Raw genomic sequence first — 16,842 nt, forward strand, 5'->3', positions numbered from 1 at the left:
CTCCACTTAAGCAGAATGGGGAAGCAATTTGCCTTACAGGCTGCTGTTGAGCAAAGGCAACGCCAGGGCTTTGGCTAAGTAGTCCGTAGGCAGCACTTTGTGCTGCAGCGTATCAAGGTGCTTGAGGTGATGGGCGTCGGTACCGAGCATGTCTACCAGGCCGGCATCTATCAGCTTTTCGGCCACGCGCTTGGCTCCGGCGGAATAATACCCGCTCAGGGAGTTCAGGTTTACCTGCAGTAGCACCCCCGATTCCCGCAGCCGGGGCAGTTCCTCGAACTTGCTGTAGAGGTACGTATACCGCTCGGGATGAGCCAGCACCGGCTGGTAGCCAGCCGACTTCAGCTCAAATATTACCTGCGCCAGGTTGAAAGGCTCGTTCAGGTAAGATGTTTCGATGAGCAGGTATTTCCGGGCCCCGCCAAAGCTGAGCAGTTCGTCACCGTTTTCGAGGCGGCGCAGAAACCACTCGTCCAGGTAGTACTCGGCGCCGCACTCCAGCTGCACATCCGTGACACCCGCGGCCTGGGCGGCTTGCTGCAGCTGGCTCAGCGCCCCCCGGATGCCCTCCGGCGTGTTGCGGTAGAAGTCGCCCATCACGTGCGGCGTCATGATAAGCTTGCGGTAGCCCAGCGCCCGTAACCGCCGCAGCAGCTCTACCGAATGCTCTACCGTTTCAGCCCCATCATCAAGACCCGGGAGAAGGTGGGAATGCATATCCGTGCCCAGCGCAGCGAAAGAAGCTGCCGCTGCCGCAGGCTGTGCACCCAGTAGTTTGCGGAGCCAGGATGCCATAGCGGGTTACGCAAAGAGTTTGCGGAACCGCTTCCACCAGGAAAGCTTCTCCTGGGTGTCTTCGTAGTAACCCTGGCCATACCCGTAGCCATAGCCATAGCCATAGCCATACCCGTAGCCGTAGCCATACCCATACCCATACATGCCACTCGAGCGGGCATCGTTGAGGATGGTCGCCAAACGGGTAAAGCCATTGGTCCGAATCAGCTTGTTGATGTTCTTGAGGAAGATCTTCTTGGAGTAGTCTGCCCGAACGATGTAGATTGGGATATCCGCTTTCCGCATAATCAGAATGCCGTCCGTTACGAGGCCTACCGGCGGCGTATCAATCATGATAACGTCGTAGTGTTGGTGTAACTCCGCCAGAACCTCATCAAACTTTGGGCTCAGAATCAGCTCCGAAGGGTTGGGCGGGGTTGGGCCGGCCGAAATGAAGTCCAGCGTGGGAATCGACGTGTGCTGTACGCACTCCTGCCAAGTATGGCGCTCGATGAGAATGGTGCTGATGCCCTTCACGTTTTCCGCCCCAAAGGCTAGGTTCACCTTGGGCTTGCGCATATCCAGATCCAGAATCACGACGCGCTGCTCGGAGGAAGCAATAATGCCTCCGAGGTTTACCGCCACGAAGGTTTTGCCTTCCCCGCTGATGGTCGACGTGATGGAGATAAGGCGCTTCTTTTTCGAGGAAGCCATAAACTCCAGGTTCGTCCGGATGGAGCGGATGGACTCGGATATGGCCGATTTCGGATTCTTATCTACAATCAGCTTCGAGACCAGCAGCTTTTCCTTGTCGTAGGTCGGGATAACCCCAAGTACGGGGGCCACGGTATTGCGCTCCAGCTCCCGGATGTTGGTAACGCTGTTGTGCATAAAGTAGCGCACGGCCACCAGCGCCAGCCCCATAAAAATGCCCCCGGCCAAACCAATGGCATAAATCATCAGCCGCACCGGCGAGATGGGCGCCATGGGCATGGAAGCGGGCGAGAGAATCTGGAAATCGGGGGTGGTACCGGCTTTGGCAATACTGTACTCCACCCGTTTGTCCATCAGCATCAGGTAGGATTTCTCGTACAGGTCGAAGGGGCGCTGCAGGCGGGCCCGCTCGGTTTCGCGCTGGGGCAGCACCTGCAGTTCGCTGTTCAGCTTGTCGCGTTGCTGATTGAGGGTAGCCAGCTGCTCGCGCACCATCTGCAGGCTTTGCTGTAAAGACTCCTGCACGTTGCGCTTGGCATACGCCACATTGGCGCGGCGCAGCTGTACGGCTTCGGTGGCTTCGGTGTTGGAGCGCAGCACCCGGCGCAGGTCCTGCTGGGCGGCGTTCAGCTCCGTTATCTGCTGGGTAAGCACGGGGTCTTCCAACTGGGACAAGCCCGGTACACTCTGGTCGATGCTGGCATTCTCATCGCGGGCTATCCGGTCGCGAGACGTAAGTCGGGCCACGCTGGTGAGCAGCTCTAGGCGGCGCTGCAGCGCCTGCTGCTCCTTTTCCTGCTCGTCGAGTTGGTCGGTAATTGTCTGCACGCCACTGCGCACGTCGTACATCTTGGCCCGCTTGGCAAAGGACTGCAGAGCAATTTCGGCGCGCTGCAAACTGTCGCGGGTAAGCTCCAGTTGCTTGTCAAGGTACTGCATAATCTGCTGCTGGCTCTGGGTATTCTTCGTGAGCTTGGCTACCAGGTACACCGTATCGATGCGGTTGACGATGTCGCGGGCCTTGCGCGGATTATGGTCCTTAAAGGAAATACTAATAGTACTGGCTTCAGGATTCACAATCTCAACGGTGAGGTTCTCGTCGAAATACCGATTGATGGATGCGTCGTCTCGAATGACAAATTGAAAGCTACGGTTTAACGCATCTTCCGTGAAGTTTTTGTTTTTGGACAGGTACAGCGTAATACCAGGTAGCTCAATAGGTACATCAATAGCGTATTCAGAGGTTGCTTCATGCCCTTCATGAGAAAGCTGAAATTTAGTAGAGCTGGTAAAGAGTACGTTAAATCGTGTATTGTATAACGATGGATCAGTTATAGTGTAATTGACCTGGAAAGGTGAAATGCCGTATAGTTCACTCTCTAGCACTGTACCCTGAGAGTAATAGTTCACATCTAGGTCCAGGGAGTCTTTAAGCTGACGGTAAATAAGATTAGATTTTATGAGCTCTATTTCTCCCGACAAATTGTTCATGTTTTGCCGAGCTTCGGCACCAGCACCAAGACCCAATCCTAAAGCACCAGCATCCTCTTTTTCGTCAATTTTGAGGGTGGACGAGGATTTGTACAGAGGTTTAGTATAGCGTAAGAAAGTCCAGGCCGCTGCCAGCCCCAGCAAAATCAGTAGCATCATCCAGGGCAGACTCCGCCGAGCCACCATGAGCAGGGTGGTGGTGTCAATACCGGTGTTTTCCTCTTCCGCCTGTACCTCCACGGGGGGTGTTCCGCCAGAATTGCGGATTAGATCTTCTAACTCAGCGTTTTCGTTTATTGCCATTCCAGCTTTAGCGGTATGATCAGCCTACTACAGGAACCTTCAAGGTTTCTGGTCCGACGTTTCTATGTTAGAGTTTAATAATCAGCAACACAGTGGTTACTACTGTAGTTACCACCTGTAGAATGGGGGCAACATCAGCTAGAGCCTCACGGAACGGGCGGCGTACGGGCTCGATGTATACAACATCGTTGGGCTGCATGCGCAAATCGGCGCGCCGCATTCCATCAATCGTGGAGAGGTCTATCACCTGTACCATCGGGTTCTTCAAATCTCCCCGAATCAGTCGGATGTTGTAGGCTTTGCCGTAGCGAACTCCGCCGCCCCCACCACCAGTACCATCGATACCGCCCACGGAGGCCAAAACTTCCAGCAGGTTCATGTTGTCGTTGTAAAGCGGTACAACCCGGCCACCCGGCGAGCCTAACACGAATATCCGGCTGTTCGTTACCCGCGTAGCTACAAAAGCATCCTTATAATAGGTGTTGTACTGCAGTTGCAAAAGGCTGTCGGCCTGCAGCAGGGTGTAGCCGCTCAGGCGCACAGTACCCACCAAGGGCAGCTTGGCCTGTCCGTCGCTCTGCACCAGAAACTCCGAGTCGCCGGCGGGGCGGCTGCCCAAGTCGCCCCCGCGCAGGGTAGCCGCAGCTCCCCCACCCCCACTCTGGCTGGAGCCCGTGGCCACGCTCTGGTTGCCCGGTACCCCGAAGCGCAGCTCCCCGTTGGGGTCTACCAGCCGCTCACCTTTGTTGGTGTACACCCGCACCTGGATGTAATCGTTGGGCCGGATAACATAGTTGCTGGTAATTTGGCTCAGGGCCTTCCGCAGACGAACTGTATCGACGGAAGTGGAGTTTTCAGTCCGGAGCATGATGTTCTGCGTGTACGTCTTGGACGTGGCGCAGGAGGAAGCCAGCAAGGCCAGCGGAGCCAGCCAAAGCCAGCAGAGCAGTCGGGGAAGTGAAGTGCGCATGTAGGCTGAGAAAGCCAAGGAGGAAAACAAATCCGACCTCTGAGGAAGCCGGACGACAGTAAATTTTTTCTTAAAAACCTTCAAAGTAACCGAATACGGTTGCGGATTCAAAATTAGCGGGTTCTGCGGACTTCGGCCCGGCCTCATTGGTTGCGGCAAAACTGGTAGCTTCGCAAACCCAAACCCGGCCTTTGCCGGTTACGCTCTTACATACTTCCCACCCAAACTTTTACGTACATGGAACTGGTAGAAACCGAAAACCAGACAATGATTGCGCAGATGGTGCGCGATTTTGGCGCCACCCACATCAAACCGCACATGATGCGCTGGGACGAAACCCAGGAATTCCCGGCCGAGGTCTTTCACAAGCTTGGCGAATTAGGATTAATGGGCGTATTAGTACCCCAGGAATATGGAGGATCCGGCTTCGGGTATACCGAGTACGTAACGGCCATTGCGGAGTTGGCAAAAATTGACGGTAGCATTGGTTTGAGCATGGCGGCGCACAACTCCCTGTGTACCGGCCACATCCTGCAGCACGCCTCCGAGGAGCAAAAGCACAAGTACCTGCCCAAGCTGGCCTCCGGCGAGTGGATAGGTGCCTGGGGCCTGACCGAGCCCAACACGGGCTCCGACGCCGGCAACATGCGCACGGTAGCCGTGGAAGACGGTGACTTTTTCGTGCTGAACGGGGCCAAGAACTTTATTACGCACGGCAAAACCGGCAACGTGGCCGTAGTCATTGCCCGCACCGGCGAAGTGGGCGACTCCCACGCCATGACGGCCTTTATTGTGGAGCGCGGGACACCGGGCTTTGAGGCCGGACGCAAGGAAGACAAGCTAGGTATGCGCGCCTCCGAAACCACCGAGCTTATTTTCACGGATTGCCGCGTACCCAAGGAAAACGTAATTGGCAAGGTAGGGGACGGCTTCGTGCAGGCCCTGAAAGTGCTGGACGGCGGCCGCATCAGCATTGCGGCCCTCAGCTTGGGCATTGCGCAAGGCGCCTACGAGGCCGCCCTGCAGTACTCCAAGGAGCGCTACCAGTTCAACCAGCCCATCAGCAACTTCCAGGGCATCAGCTTTAAGCTGGCGGATATGGCCACCGAAATTGAAGCGGCGTCCTTGCTCACCTACCGGGCAGCCGATATGAAAGACCGCGGCCTGAACGTAAACCGGGAGTCGGCTATGGCCAAGCTGTATGCTTCGGAAGTAGCGGTGCGCACGGCCAACGAAGGGGTGCAGATTTTTGGGGGCTACGGCTACACCAAGGATTACCCCGCCGAGAAGTACTACCGCGACGCCAAGCTGTGCACCATTGGCGAGGGCACCAGCGAAATTCAGAAGCTCGTTATTGCCCGCACCATTCTCAAGTAGGACCGCGGATTGAACGAATATAAAATGAATGAAACGGATAAGGGCCCTAGCTCTCAGCAGAAAATCTGCGTAATTCGTTTTTAATCTGTGAAATCTGTGATTATCTTTGCGGCCCTTCCCAGAAGAATTTCAACCTCATTGACCATATGATCATCGTCCAAATCAAAGAAAACGAGTCGGTTGACCGCGCCCTCAAGCGTTTCAAGAAGAAGTTTGAGCGCACCGGCGTATTGAAAGAACTGCGTCGCCGCACGTTCTTCCAGAAGCCGTCTATCACGAACCGCAAGCAGAAGCAAAAGGCTATCTACAAGCAGGTAACGTACGGCAACGACGCCAACTAACTGACGCGACACGTGGTCACGGTTTAAACCGTCTGAAGGGCTATTCCAGCTTTTCAGACGGTTTTTTCGCGTTCGTACTTTCCGAATATATTCCATACATTGGGTATCCCGACCTGAACAGTCGGCACCTGGCGTATGGAGTTATTTTTTTCGTATCTGCGGTCGGAGCGGCGCTATAGCCCGCACACGCTCCTCTCCTACCAGACCGACCTGCGGCAGTTTGGAGAGTACCTGGCTGCCACGTACGAGTTGGGTGAGCCCGCCCAGGCCGATCATACCCTCATCCGCTCCTGGATTGTGGAATTGATGCAGCAAAACCTGGACCCACGGACGGTGAACCGCAAAATTGCCTGCCTGCGCTCCTACTACAAGTTTCTGCTGCGCACCGGCATCATCGCCAAAAACCCCATGCTGCGCATTACGGCCCCGAAGATGGCCAAGAAGCTCCCCGACTTTGTGCCGGAAGACTCGCTGAATGGGCTGCTGAACTCCTTTGAATTTCCGGAGACCTTTGAGGGCACGCGCGACCAGCTGGTGCTGGAACTGCTCTACGGCACCGGCATCCGGCTTTCCGAGCTGATTGGAATCCGCCACGACGACCTGAGTTTGCCGGGCCGTACCGTACGCGTGACGGGCAAAGGCAACAAGCAGCGCATCGTGCCCCTCAACCCTTCCCTGGTTTTAGTGCTGGAACGCTATATAGCGCAGAAGCAGCGGGAATTCCCCGCCGTGGGCAACGCCGCGGGAGCCCTGCTCGTTACAAACAAGCAGGAACCGCTCTACGAAAAGTTTGTGTATCGCACCGTGAAGCACTATTTAAGCCAGATTACGACGGCTGCCTCCCAGCAGCACCCGCACGTGCTGCGCCACTCTTTTGCTACGCACCTGCTCAGCAAAGGCGCTGATTTGAATGCTATTAAAGAGCTGCTGGGCCACGCCAACTTGGCCGCCACGCAGGTGTACACTCACTTATCGATTGATAAGCTCAAGGCGGTTTTTGAAAAGGCCCATCCCAAGGCCTAGTTGTTTCTCTTTTTTCCTACTCCCTAACCCCACTACCGATGAAAGTACAGATGCAATCGGTGCATTTCGACGCCGACCAGAAACTGCTCGACTTCATCCAGAAGCGCCTAGATAAGCTGGAAACCTTCTACGACCGTGTCACGGAAGGAGAAGTAATTATGCGCCTCAATAACAAGGATGGCATAGCCAACAAAACGGTAGAAATAAAAGTACTGGTGCCCGGCACCATGCTGTTTGCGCAGGAAGACGCCGGCACGTTTGAAGCCGCCACCGACGCCGCCGCCGACAGCCTCAAGCGCCAGATTACCAAATACAAGGAAAAGCTACTCAGCCACTGATGCAACGGCCCGACCCGGGCCATTTATGCAGTCACAGAAAAGCCCCGCCTGACTAGATCAGGCGGGGCTTTTCTGTGGCAGAAGCGCGGGACTTAGGCTTGCAGGTAATACAGCAGCTCGCCCACGCACTTACCCGCCTGGAAAATGCTATAAGCAGCCAGTGCCCCTAAGGCCAACCGAACGGGCCGGGCAGCGGGCAGAAAGGCTTGTAGGTACATAGCCAAGCGTTGCACAGCGCTTCGGATTAGAGGGCAAAAGCCGCCTTGATCTGATCTACGTAGTCGAGCTTTTCCCAGGTGAAGGTTTCCACCGTGCGGGTGCTGCCATCGGCGCCTTGTACCTGCTTGGTACCGGGCTGGCGGCCCATGTGCCCATAGGCTGCCGACTCCGCGAAAATTGGGTTTTGCAGGCCGAGGCGCTGCACAATGGCGTAGGGGCGCAGGTCGAACAGTTGCTGCACTTTGTTGGCAATCTGCCCGTCGGTGAGCTTCTGCCCATCGGCGCCCGTGGCATGGGTAGTGCCGTAGGTGGTCACAAATACGCCTACTGGCTTAGCCACGCCAATGGCGTAGGCCACCTGCACCAGCACTTGATCGGCCACGCCGGCCGCTACCAGGTTTTTGGCAATGTGCCGAGCTGCATACGCGGCAGATCGGTCAACTTTCGAGGAATCTTTGCCTGAGAAGGCTCCGCCCCCGTGGGCGCCTTTGCCGCCGTACGTATCGACAATAATTTTCCGGCCGGTGAGGCCAGAGTCGCCGTGGGGACCACCGATGACGAACTTGCCGGTGGGGTTGATGTGGTGCTGAATATCGGCTGTGAACAGCTGCTGCACGGCCGGGCTCAGCTGGGCTTTCACCCGCGGAATCAGAATGTTAATGATGTCCTCCTTGATGCGGGCCAGCATGGCCTCCTCGCTGGCATCGAAATCATCGTGCTGAGTGCTCACCACAATGGTTTCAATGGCTTCCGGCGTGTTGTCGTCGGCATAGCGGATGGTCACCTGACTTTTGGCATCAGGGCGTAGGTACGTCATTTCCTGGCCAGCCTTGCGAATGGCCGACAGCTCGCGCAGCAAACGGTGCGAGAGGTCCAGGGCCAGGGGCATATAGTTTTCGGTTTCCTTGGTAGCGTACCCGAACATCATGCCCTGGTCGCCGGCGCCCTGCTCTTCCGCCACGGCACGCTCCACGCCCTGGTTGATGTCGGCCGACTGCTCGTGCAGGCGGTTCATCACCTCGCACGTGTCGGCGTTGAACAGGTACTCGGGCTTGTTGTAGCCAATCCGGCGAATCACCTCCCGTATAATGGGCTCGGCATCTACGTGGGCCGTGGATTTGATTTCGCCGGCTACCAGGGCGAAATCGGTGGTTACCAGCGTTTCGCAGGCCACTTTGGCCGTGGGGTCCTGACGCAAATATTCATCGAGGATGGCGTCGGAAATCTGGTCGGCTACTTTATCAGGGTGACCTTCCGAAACAGATTCGGAGGTGAACAGGTACGGCATCAGCTTGTAAGGTAGAAGTACGCGAGGGGCCGGCAGCCCCACCCTGCCTCTTGAGAATCAGGCAGGCCGCAAAGCTACAAGTTTTCTACATGGAGACGAGGGCCGCCCGCGAATTCCGCACGGCGCCCGCGCAATTTAGGCCAAAGCGCAAGCGGTGCGCGAAAAGTGGGTCCGAACTTGTCAGCGGCAACGGTACGGGCGGCCGGAAGCGCTAAGCCGGTACGGCACCAAAACGGGTGGACAGTTCTTGGCAAACGCGGGGCGGCACGCGCAGGTACTCCAGCACGTCGGTGGTTTTTTCCGATGCCTTGCCTTTGTTATCGGTTTCGATGGCTACGTTTTCCAGCGACAGAAAGCAGCAGTCGGGGTCGGACGGGGCGCGGAAGAAGTGCAGACGCCCAAAATGGGCTGTTCCATCCGGCTCCGTGTGCGGTTGCAGGTGGTTCCAGTCGGCAGTTTCCAGCGCGAGCTTGGTCGCGGCGGCATCGGCAAATGGCGTGGCGGGCTGAGGCAGCGTAATTTTTTCTGCCCATTCGTCGGCCAGTTCCGAGAAAGGCACCTCGGCTTGGCTGCGGGGCATATTCCACGTCAGCAAGACTAGAATCAGCAGTTCAGCCAGCCAGACCAGGTAGAGGAAAATGCCGCTGATGGTTACCCCGAAAATGCTCCAGGTGCCTTCATCAGCCAGGCGGGGCAGCATGCCCAATACCAGGGGCGGGTTAAGCAGCGTGCCCAGGAACACGTCGGCTTCGAAGGTGGTATGCGTGAAGGATGCCCGGCTGCCCAGGCTTTCGGTTTCGCCGGCGCCAAAAAGCAGCGTCAGGTACACGCACCACTGCAGGTACCACGCCCACAAAGCCAGGGCAAAGCTCAGCCAGCCCACCAGCGCCGGGCTCCGCAGCTTACCGGATTTGGTGAGGGTTTTCAGCGCATAGCCCAGCAGCAACCCGAAGCCCAGCGTAACAAATAAGTTGATGTAGATGAAAGGAATGTACCAGATGGCATACACATACACAAAGGCCAACGGCACCGCCGCTGCGGTCCCCAGAATGACCAGTAATAAGACGCCGCTCACGGTGAAGCGGCCGGAAGGTTGATAGTAAGCAGGTGCAGACATAAAATGGATAGGTGGTTAAAAACGGTCCAACCTACTTATTTTTTTAACCCTTCCCCTATTTAATTAGCTTTTAGCTGCTTTAATTTTTCTTGATTTACCTGCTCCTCGGGCCGCGCAAGCATTGCTTTGTGTTGGCCTGTTGACGACTCTATCTTTAAGACGTTTTATCTGCTTTCTACCTACTCTGGCTTTCATGATCCCAGTTTACTTTCTCCGCTTAGGCTTTTTTCTGCTTTTACTACTGCTAGGGGCACTAAGCCAGACTGTGCATGCTCAGCGTTTTGAGCCGGGCTACGTGATTTCCCCAACCGGCGACACCCTGCGCGTGGAATTGGAAAACCGGTTCTGGAAGGCCGGACCCGACCGGCTGCGCTACCGCACCACGGCCACAGCCCCCATCCTCGACGTACCATCCCGTCGGCTGCGGGGGTTCGGACTCCTGAGAGGGCGGCAGTGGCGGGTGCTGCCGCTGCAGTACGACGCGGCCGCCGAAGGGCGGGAGGCCAACGTAGTACCCGGCAACGCCATGACGCGGCTCCAAACCGACACGCTGGTGACGGAGGTGCTGGTGCTGGGCCCCGTCACCTTGCTATCGGCTTTCGAGGACACCACCCCGCACTATTTTGTGCTGAAAGACAATGCTCCGCCCCTGGAGCTGGTAAGCCGGGTAATTTCCCGCACCGCCGCCAATGGCAGCCAGACGCTCGTCACCATCAACAACTACCGGGAGCAGCTGCGCCTGTTTCTGCAGCCGGACTGCCCGGCCGTAGCGTCGGGTTGGGGCTCCCTGGCTTACACGCCTGCAGCCCTCACCCGCCTGCTCTCCACCTACAACCAAGCCTGCCTGGGCGCACTGGTTGTCCGGCCTGCGAAGTCGGCGCGGCAGCCAACCTTGCGCCTAGATGGAGGTGTGGTACTGGGGGGCGGCCCAGGCACGGGCTCCTTTGCCAATGCCCAGTCCACGGGCCTTGTGGGCCTCGTCACCGGGGACTTCCAGCAGGCTACGCTGGAGCAAGCTCATTTAGCGGCCGTAAAGCGGCGGCAACTGACTCCTGCCGCTGGCCTGTACCTGGATGTGCTGATGCCAGGCCGCACTCTGGCGGTGCACGGCGAAGCCCAACTGGCGCTCGGCAACTCTTCCAGCCACACGGTAAACACAGGATTTGCCTCCTTCCCTACCAAGACCTACGCCTTCAAGCAAGGCACGCAGCTTAGTTTGCTGGCGGGACTGCGGGTATTTGGAGCAGCGGGCAAAGGCAGCCTGCTGGCGGGCGGCGGCGTGCTCCTCACGCGCACCGGTTTCCAGGATGCCGCCGTCACCTACCCCCAGGGCATTCAGCGCACGTACAAAGGCACGGGGTTGCCCGACCGCCGGGATTTTACGATGCCGGCCGGGCTAGATGGATTTTACTTGGAGGCCGGCTACCGGCGCGGACGCCTGCAGGGCAGCCTGGCGTGGCGGCGGCAAACGAGTACCACCTCCGTTACCGATGTATCTACCATCAGTTCCGTGATTTTCAATAAAAACACCAACCAGGTAATCAGCAGCAGCAACTACGCCTACGTGTACCGGCTTAGCCAGCTGCAGCTCACGGTAGGCTACCGCCTCAGCCCCGACACCGACCAGGAATAGGGCTAGGATAACTAACGACTGACGGGAACAGCCGGCTTCAGGTTGGTATCAAACAGCTTGAGGATGCGCTTGTACTCGTCGGTCCAGGAACTGGGCTCCACAAAGCCGTGGTCTTCCACAGGGTATACGGCCAGCTCCCAGTTTTCCTTTTTCAGCTCAATGAGCCGCTGCGACAGGCGCACGATGTCCTGGAAGTGCACGTTGGTATCGACCATGCCGTGGCACATGAGCAGGGCGCCTTTCAGCCCCTCGGCGTAGTTGATGGGTGAGGAGCGGGCGTAAGCCAGGGAGTCGTTGTAGGGCTCGTTGAGGATGTTATCGGTGTAGCCGTGGTTGTAGTGGGCCCAGTCGGTGACGGAGCGGAGCGCGGCCCCGGCCTTGAACACGTCGGGCTGGGTGAACATGGCCATGAGGGTGATAAAGCCGCCGTAGGAGCCGCCGTAGATGCCGATGCGCTGGGGGCTCACGCCATATTTCTCCACCAGCAGCTTGGCCCCATCGACCTGGTCGTTGAGGTCCTTGCCGCCCATGTAGCGGTAGATGCCCGTGCGCACGTCGCGGCCGTAGCCGCTGGAGCCGCGGTAGTCAATGTCCAGCACGGTATAGCCCTGATCCACCAGCAGGTTATGAAACATATACTCGCGGAAGTACTGGCTCCACCACTTGTGCGCGTTCTGGAGGTAGCCGGCCCCGTGCACAAAAATGACGGCCGGCCCTTGCGCAGTGGCCGTAGCCGGGCGGTAGAGGCGGGCGTATACGTCGGCCCCGTCGCGGGCTTTGATGGTAATGATTTCCGGGTCGCGCCAGGGGTAGCTTTCAAATTCCGGCGTGGTGCTGTGCGTGAGCTGGCGCATGGCAGCGCCGGGCTTGTTGGGCATCACAAACAGCTCCCAGGGCTTGTTGGCGTAGCTGTAACGCACCACCAGCGTTTTCTCATCGGGCGAAAGGGTTACTTCGTTGGCGCCGGGGCGCGTGGTTAGCTGGGTGAGCGGGCCACCCTCCACGGGCATGCGGTAGAAGTGCTGCTCGCCGGGGTGGGTTTTGTTGGCCGTGAGGTGCCAGCTTTTTTTGTCGAGGCTTAGCCGGGCATCCTGTACTTCAAACTTGCCGCTGGTCAGCGCCTTTTTCTGCCCCGTGGTTACGTCCACGGTGTACAAGTGCGAGTAGCCGGTTTCCTCGCTCTGAAACCAGATACGCCGGCCGTCAGGGAGCCAGCCCACATTGCCGGCCTCATAGCCGATACCTGGACCGTTTATCCAAGCTTCGTCGCGCTGTCGGTCGAGCAGGCTGATTTTCTGCGTGGTGGGGTCGAGGGCTACAATCCAGCGGTCCTTGTTATCGGCGGAGCGCACCACCAGAAAAGCGCGCTGCCCCGTATTGGACCAGAACGGGCCGTAGGGCACCACCCGGCGAACCTCCATAGCCGGCTTGGCGGCCTTTTTGGTTTTGGCCGTATCGGTGGGAGCTGAGGCGGAAAGCTGGTACTCCTTGCGGTAGGCGGGCAGTTCGTCGAGACCTTTCAGGTCCTTATAGCCCAGCACAAACGTGGTGTCGCGGCCGATGTCGTAGATACCCAGCTCGTAGGCCGTTTGCGGAGCTCCTACTTTTGAGCGGGTCGAAATATCCTCCGTAAAGCCGGACAGCGTCACGAAGTTGGGCACCAAAGCCAGCTTATCGGCGGCCGGCTCCTGCACCAAGGTATAGGTTACGTAGCGACCATCGGGGCTGAGCTGGAGGTTTTCCACCGTTTTAGAGCCCAGCCAGATACCCTTGGGGCGCAGCCGGTTCAGGGCCCGTTGGGCCCGCTCCCGCGCCTTTGCATCCTGGTCGCGCTGCCGGATTACCTGAAACAAGGCCAACTGCTGCGCCCGCAGGAACTTCGCCGACTTATCCATTTCGCCGGGGCCGGGCTTGCTGCCGCGCCGGAAGTCGGTGCGCTGCACGGTTTCGCCGGTGGCGGGGTCCCAGGTGTAGAGGTTGCCGCCGCGCACGTAGCTCACGGCCTTGTCCTGCAGGGCAAAATCAGCCTCCGTTTCGCGCTCGGCTGTGTTGGTTACGCGCCGCACTTGCTGGCTTTTCAGGTCCAGTAGGTAAATGTCGCCGTCCTTTTCGTACACCTTGCGCAGGTGGCGCTGGTCGTAGCGGCCACGATTAGCGGGCAGGCTGCGCTGCTCCGCCAACGACACTTTGCGCGGGGTGCCGCCGCCCGCGTTTACCACGTACAGCGAGTCGCGGCGAGCTTTGGTGGGGTTCCACTGGAAGTAGATCTGCTTGCCATTCTCGCTCCAGTAAGGAGCCGAGGGCAGGCCGCCCAGCCACTGGGCCGGCTCCCGCATAATTTTATCAACCGTGAGCGGCCCTAGCTTGGGAGCAGTTGGTTGCTGCTGGGCAGTGACGGGGAGGACGGAAAAGCAAAAAGCTGAAACGGTGAGGATACCAATGCGCATAGTGGGCGGGGAAGGACGAAACCACCCGCAACTTACGCAGCCGAAAGCAAGGCGCATAGCTCCTTGCAGCGGTTCTACTCCGGCCCGAAAAAACTTAGAGCCCGCCCTGCTCCCAGGCCAGCAACTCGGCCCGTAAGTTGCGCCGGGCGGGCTCTTCCAGCCGCTCCCGAAACGCTGCCGTGCGGTAAAGCGGGGCCGAAGCCAACAGCTTTTCCAGCACCTTGCTGCGGCCACTCCGGTACATAAAATCGGGTACCAGGCGGTATTCCTGGCGTATTTGCCGGGCATAGTGCCAGTACTCGGCTTCGGGCCGGCCCAGTACCTGCAGATCGGCATCCAAGAAGAAATGCAGGTCGGTATCCGCGGCGGGCTGGGGCAGGGTGTGGTCTTTGGTGCGCTCAATCAGGTAAGCCACCCGCTCCTGCCGAAGGGCGGGCCAGGTGCTGTGTCGCAAAAATTCCCGGGCCAGCACGGCACTACGCGCCTCATTGTCCTGCCGCATAGAGGAATACACGGCATCATGAAACCAGGCGGCCAGCCGCACTACGTCGGCGTCGTGCAGGCGGGCAGCGTGTTGGTCAATAGTCTGCAGCAGGTCCTGAATGTGAACCAGAGAGTGGTAGTGCCGTTCGGGTGCGGTGTAGCACTTGGTGAGCTTCGCCAGCGTAGCCTGACGAAGGGACGCATCCGGCACGATGGCGCCCGTCAGGCGGTGCCACTGGGCTTCGAGGGTTATGGCCATGAGTGCGCGGGGCGATAGTGCAGGTTGGGTGAGCAACGACGGAAGCGCCCGGTTAGTTGGCCGTGGGGGCACCGTAGGGGTTCTGCCGCTTGATTTCGAGGTACCGCTCGGGGCTGGCCAGGGGCTGAAACCCAAACTGGTGGTACAGGCCGTGGGCATCGAGCGTGGCCAGCATGGAGCGGCGCACTCCCTGAATTTCGGGCGCCGCCCACACCACTTCCATTAGCCACTTAGACAAGCCCTGTCCCCGGAACTCGGGCAGCACGAATACGTCGCAGAGCCAGGCAAACGTAGCATGGTCGGTAATCAGGCGGGCAAAGCCAGCCTGGCGACCATCGGGGGCAAACAGGCCAAAGTTGAGCGAGTGGGCCAGGGCTCTTTCCAGAGTTTCCCGCGGCATCTGCTGGGCCCAGTAAGAGTCTTCGGCCAGGTAGCGGTGAATGGCGTCGACGTCAAGCCGCTCGGGGTCGGTGCTGATGGTGAAGCCGTTGCTGGGATGCTGGTAGGTTGGCATAAGGCGGAAAGCAGACAATGGAAAACAAAGCTAGCAGCCGCTACCACCTACGCAATTTTCCGTAGGTTGACTATTCGCCGGGTTTTCGGCTACTCCCACTATTAGTTACCGCTTTATGAAACGTTTGTACACGGCGTTGTTGCTGTTTTTTTTCGGGCAGAGCATTGCCCAGGCTCAGCCTTCCACCATTCAGGTAGGCGCCACTACCGTGAGCGTCCGCACGGTGGCAACCGGTCTTGATACGCCCTGGGAAATGCTCTGGGGCCCCGATAACCACCTGTGGCTGACGGAGCGCCCGGGCCATATCAGCCGTATCAATCCCGAAACCGGCCAGCGCACCCTCCTGCTCACCGTGCCCGACGTGACGGAAAACGGGGAAAGTGGCTTGCTCGGCATGGTGCTTCACCCAGATTTTGCCACCTCGCCCTACGTGTACGTGGTGTATAACTACACCGACGGGAATTTGCGCGAGAAGCTCGTGCGCTACACCTACAATGGCACCACGCTCACCGAGCCGCAGGTGCTGCTAGGCAATCTTCCGGCCGTGAGTACCCACAGCGGCTCCCGCCTGCTCATCCTGCCCGACCACACCCTGCTCATGACCACCGGCGACGCCCAAAATCAACCGGCAGCCCAGAGCCCGGCCAGCCTGAACGGCAAAATCCTGCGCCTGAACCTGGATGGCACCATCCCCGCCGACAATCCTCCCCCCGGCAGCTACGTGTATACTCTGGGCCACCGCAACCCCCAAGGGCTGGTCCAAGCGCCATCGGGGCAGGTATACAGCTCGGAGCATGGCCCCGACAACGATGACGAAGTAAACCTGATTGAGGCAGGCCGCAACTATGGCTGGCCCACCGTGCAGGGCTTCTGCAACCTGGCGGCCGAGGCTACCTTCTGCACCGCCAACAATGTGCACGAGCCCCTGGTGGCCTGGACGCCTACCCTAGCGGTAGCCGGCCTCACCTACTACGACCACCCCGCCATTCCCGAATGGCAAAACTCCCTGCTGCTGGTAAGCCTGAAAGCCGGTCAGTTCCTGCAGCTCCCGCTCAACCCCGCTGGCAATGCCCTGCGCAGCGACCCGGTGGTTTTGTGGAATAAGCCGGTGGGGCGGATGCGCGCCATCTGCGTGTCGCCGCAGGGCCGGGTGTTTCTGAGCACCAGCAACCAGGATGGCCGCTCTGCCCCCGCCCCTACCGACGACCGGATTTTCGCCCTGGAAAACCTGGCCTACGTGCCCACCGCCACCCGTCGGCCCGTGGCGGCGCCTCTCACCCTCTGGCCCAACCCGGCACACCGCCAGCTCAGCGTGGAGTTGCCGGTACCACTCCGCTCGAATGCCCGGCTGCTGATTCAGGATGCCCTGGGGCGCACGGTGGCCTCGCAAGCCCTTCAGGCGGGCAGCAAAACCCATGGTATTACGCTGCCGCCCCTGGGCACCGGCGTATACCAGGCCGTGGTGGAAACCCCCGCTCAATCCTACCGGCAGCGGCTGGTCGTTCAGTAGCGCTGCAAATTGGCGGCGGCTCGTTAGGATAGTCGGGGCCG

The 16,842-nt window shown here is 58.9% G+C and carries 15 protein-coding genes; 6 read left to right on the forward strand and 9 right to left on the reverse strand.

Going from position 1 to position 16,842, the window contains the following annotated elements; all coding sequences use genetic code 11:
• Window positions 1-33: 33 nt before the first annotated feature.
• The 3 genes from FY528_RS02900 to FY528_RS02910 form a co-directional block, all read right to left on the reverse strand.
• On the reverse strand, window positions 34-717 hold the full coding sequence (locus FY528_RS02900; protein ID WP_222931782.1) for a tyrosine-protein phosphatase: 684 nt from the start codon (window positions 715-717) through the stop codon (window positions 34-36).
• An 84-nt stretch (window positions 718-801) separates the two neighbouring features.
• Window positions 802-2,565 carry a GumC family protein gene (locus tag FY528_RS02905; RefSeq protein WP_187631970.1) on the reverse strand — a complete coding sequence of 588 codons (1,764 nt, stop codon included), beginning with the start codon at window positions 2,563-2,565 and terminating at the stop codon, window positions 802-804.
• A 784-nt stretch (window positions 2,566-3,349) separates the two neighbouring features.
• The gene (locus FY528_RS02910; protein WP_187631971.1) at window positions 3,350-4,252 is read right to left on the reverse strand and encodes a polysaccharide biosynthesis/export family protein; all 903 of its coding nucleotides are present in this window, start codon (window positions 4,250-4,252) and stop codon (window positions 3,350-3,352) included.
• Window positions 4,253-4,489: 237 nt separating this feature from the next.
• On the opposite strand from FY528_RS02910, the gene FY528_RS02915 reads away from it, so the two are divergent.
• From FY528_RS02915 to hpf, 4 genes are all read left to right on the forward strand, one after another.
• On the forward strand, window positions 4,490-5,629 hold the full coding sequence (locus FY528_RS02915; RefSeq protein ID WP_149069494.1) for an acyl-CoA dehydrogenase family protein: 1,140 nt from the start codon (window positions 4,490-4,492) through the stop codon (window positions 5,627-5,629).
• A gap of 146 nt (window positions 5,630-5,775) precedes the next feature.
• On the forward strand, window positions 5,776-5,970 hold the full coding sequence (gene rpsU, locus FY528_RS02920) for a 30S ribosomal protein S21 (protein ID WP_149069495.1): 195 nt from the start codon (window positions 5,776-5,778) through the stop codon (window positions 5,968-5,970).
• A 135-nt stretch (window positions 5,971-6,105) separates the two neighbouring features.
• Window positions 6,106-6,993 (forward strand): tyrosine-type recombinase/integrase, encoded by an 888-nt coding sequence (locus tag FY528_RS02925; protein WP_149069496.1) that lies wholly within the window; start codon window positions 6,106-6,108, stop codon window positions 6,991-6,993.
• Between the two features lie 38 nt (window positions 6,994-7,031).
• Window positions 7,032-7,331: a ribosome hibernation-promoting factor, HPF/YfiA family gene (hpf, locus tag FY528_RS02930; protein WP_149069497.1), complete on the forward strand. Its 300-nt coding sequence runs from the start codon at window positions 7,032-7,034 to the stop codon at window positions 7,329-7,331.
• A 92-nt stretch (window positions 7,332-7,423) separates the two neighbouring features.
• Here the strand turns inward: hpf and FY528_RS21470 are convergent, their stop codons facing one another.
• The 3 genes from FY528_RS21470 to FY528_RS02940 all read right to left on the reverse strand — a co-directional run bounded on the left by FY528_RS21470 (window position 7,424) and on the right by FY528_RS02940 (window position 9,955).
• On the reverse strand, window positions 7,424-7,549 hold the full coding sequence (locus tag FY528_RS21470; protein WP_262383890.1) for a hypothetical protein: 126 nt from the start codon (window positions 7,547-7,549) through the stop codon (window positions 7,424-7,426).
• 26 nt (window positions 7,550-7,575) lie between these two features.
• Window positions 7,576-8,838: a methionine adenosyltransferase gene (gene metK, locus FY528_RS02935; protein ID WP_149069498.1), complete on the reverse strand. Its 1,263-nt coding sequence runs from the start codon at window positions 8,836-8,838 to the stop codon at window positions 7,576-7,578.
• Window positions 8,839-9,049: 211 nt separating this feature from the next.
• Window positions 9,050-9,955, reverse strand: coding sequence for a hypothetical protein (locus tag FY528_RS02940; RefSeq protein ID WP_149069499.1), 906 nt, complete (start codon window positions 9,953-9,955; stop codon window positions 9,050-9,052).
• A 193-nt stretch (window positions 9,956-10,148) separates the two neighbouring features.
• Here FY528_RS02940 and FY528_RS02945 point away from each other — a divergent pair, with 193 nt between their 5' ends.
• Window positions 10,149-11,588, forward strand: coding sequence for a hypothetical protein (locus tag FY528_RS02945; protein ID WP_149069500.1), 1,440 nt, complete (start codon window positions 10,149-10,151; stop codon window positions 11,586-11,588).
• 11 nt (window positions 11,589-11,599) lie between these two features.
• Here FY528_RS02945 and FY528_RS02950 read toward each other — a convergent pair whose 3' ends face one another.
• The 3 genes from FY528_RS02950 to FY528_RS02960 form a co-directional block, all read right to left on the reverse strand.
• Complete coding sequence (locus tag FY528_RS02950; RefSeq protein WP_149069501.1) at window positions 11,600-14,035, reverse strand: S9 family peptidase; 2,436 nt, start codon at window positions 14,033-14,035, stop codon at window positions 11,600-11,602.
• Window positions 14,036-14,129: 94 nt separating this feature from the next.
• The gene (locus tag FY528_RS02955) at window positions 14,130-14,777 is read right to left on the reverse strand and encodes an HD domain-containing protein (RefSeq protein WP_149069502.1); all 648 of its coding nucleotides are present in this window, start codon (window positions 14,775-14,777) and stop codon (window positions 14,130-14,132) included.
• Window positions 14,778-14,829: 52 nt separating this feature from the next.
• Window positions 14,830-15,291 carry a GNAT family N-acetyltransferase gene (locus FY528_RS02960; RefSeq protein WP_149069503.1) on the reverse strand — a complete coding sequence of 154 codons (462 nt, stop codon included), beginning with the start codon at window positions 15,289-15,291 and terminating at the stop codon, window positions 14,830-14,832.
• Between the two features lie 115 nt (window positions 15,292-15,406).
• Between FY528_RS02960 and FY528_RS02965 the strand changes: the two genes are divergently transcribed.
• Window positions 15,407-16,801 (forward strand): PQQ-dependent sugar dehydrogenase, encoded by a 1,395-nt coding sequence (locus FY528_RS02965; RefSeq protein WP_187631972.1) that lies wholly within the window; start codon window positions 15,407-15,409, stop codon window positions 16,799-16,801.
• Window positions 16,802-16,842 lie beyond the last annotated feature (41 nt).

Origin of the sequence: Hymenobacter lutimineralis, from assembly GCF_008271285.1 — a bacterium.
Taxonomy (GTDB): Bacteria; Bacteroidota; Bacteroidia; order Cytophagales; family Hymenobacteraceae; genus Hymenobacter; species Hymenobacter lutimineralis.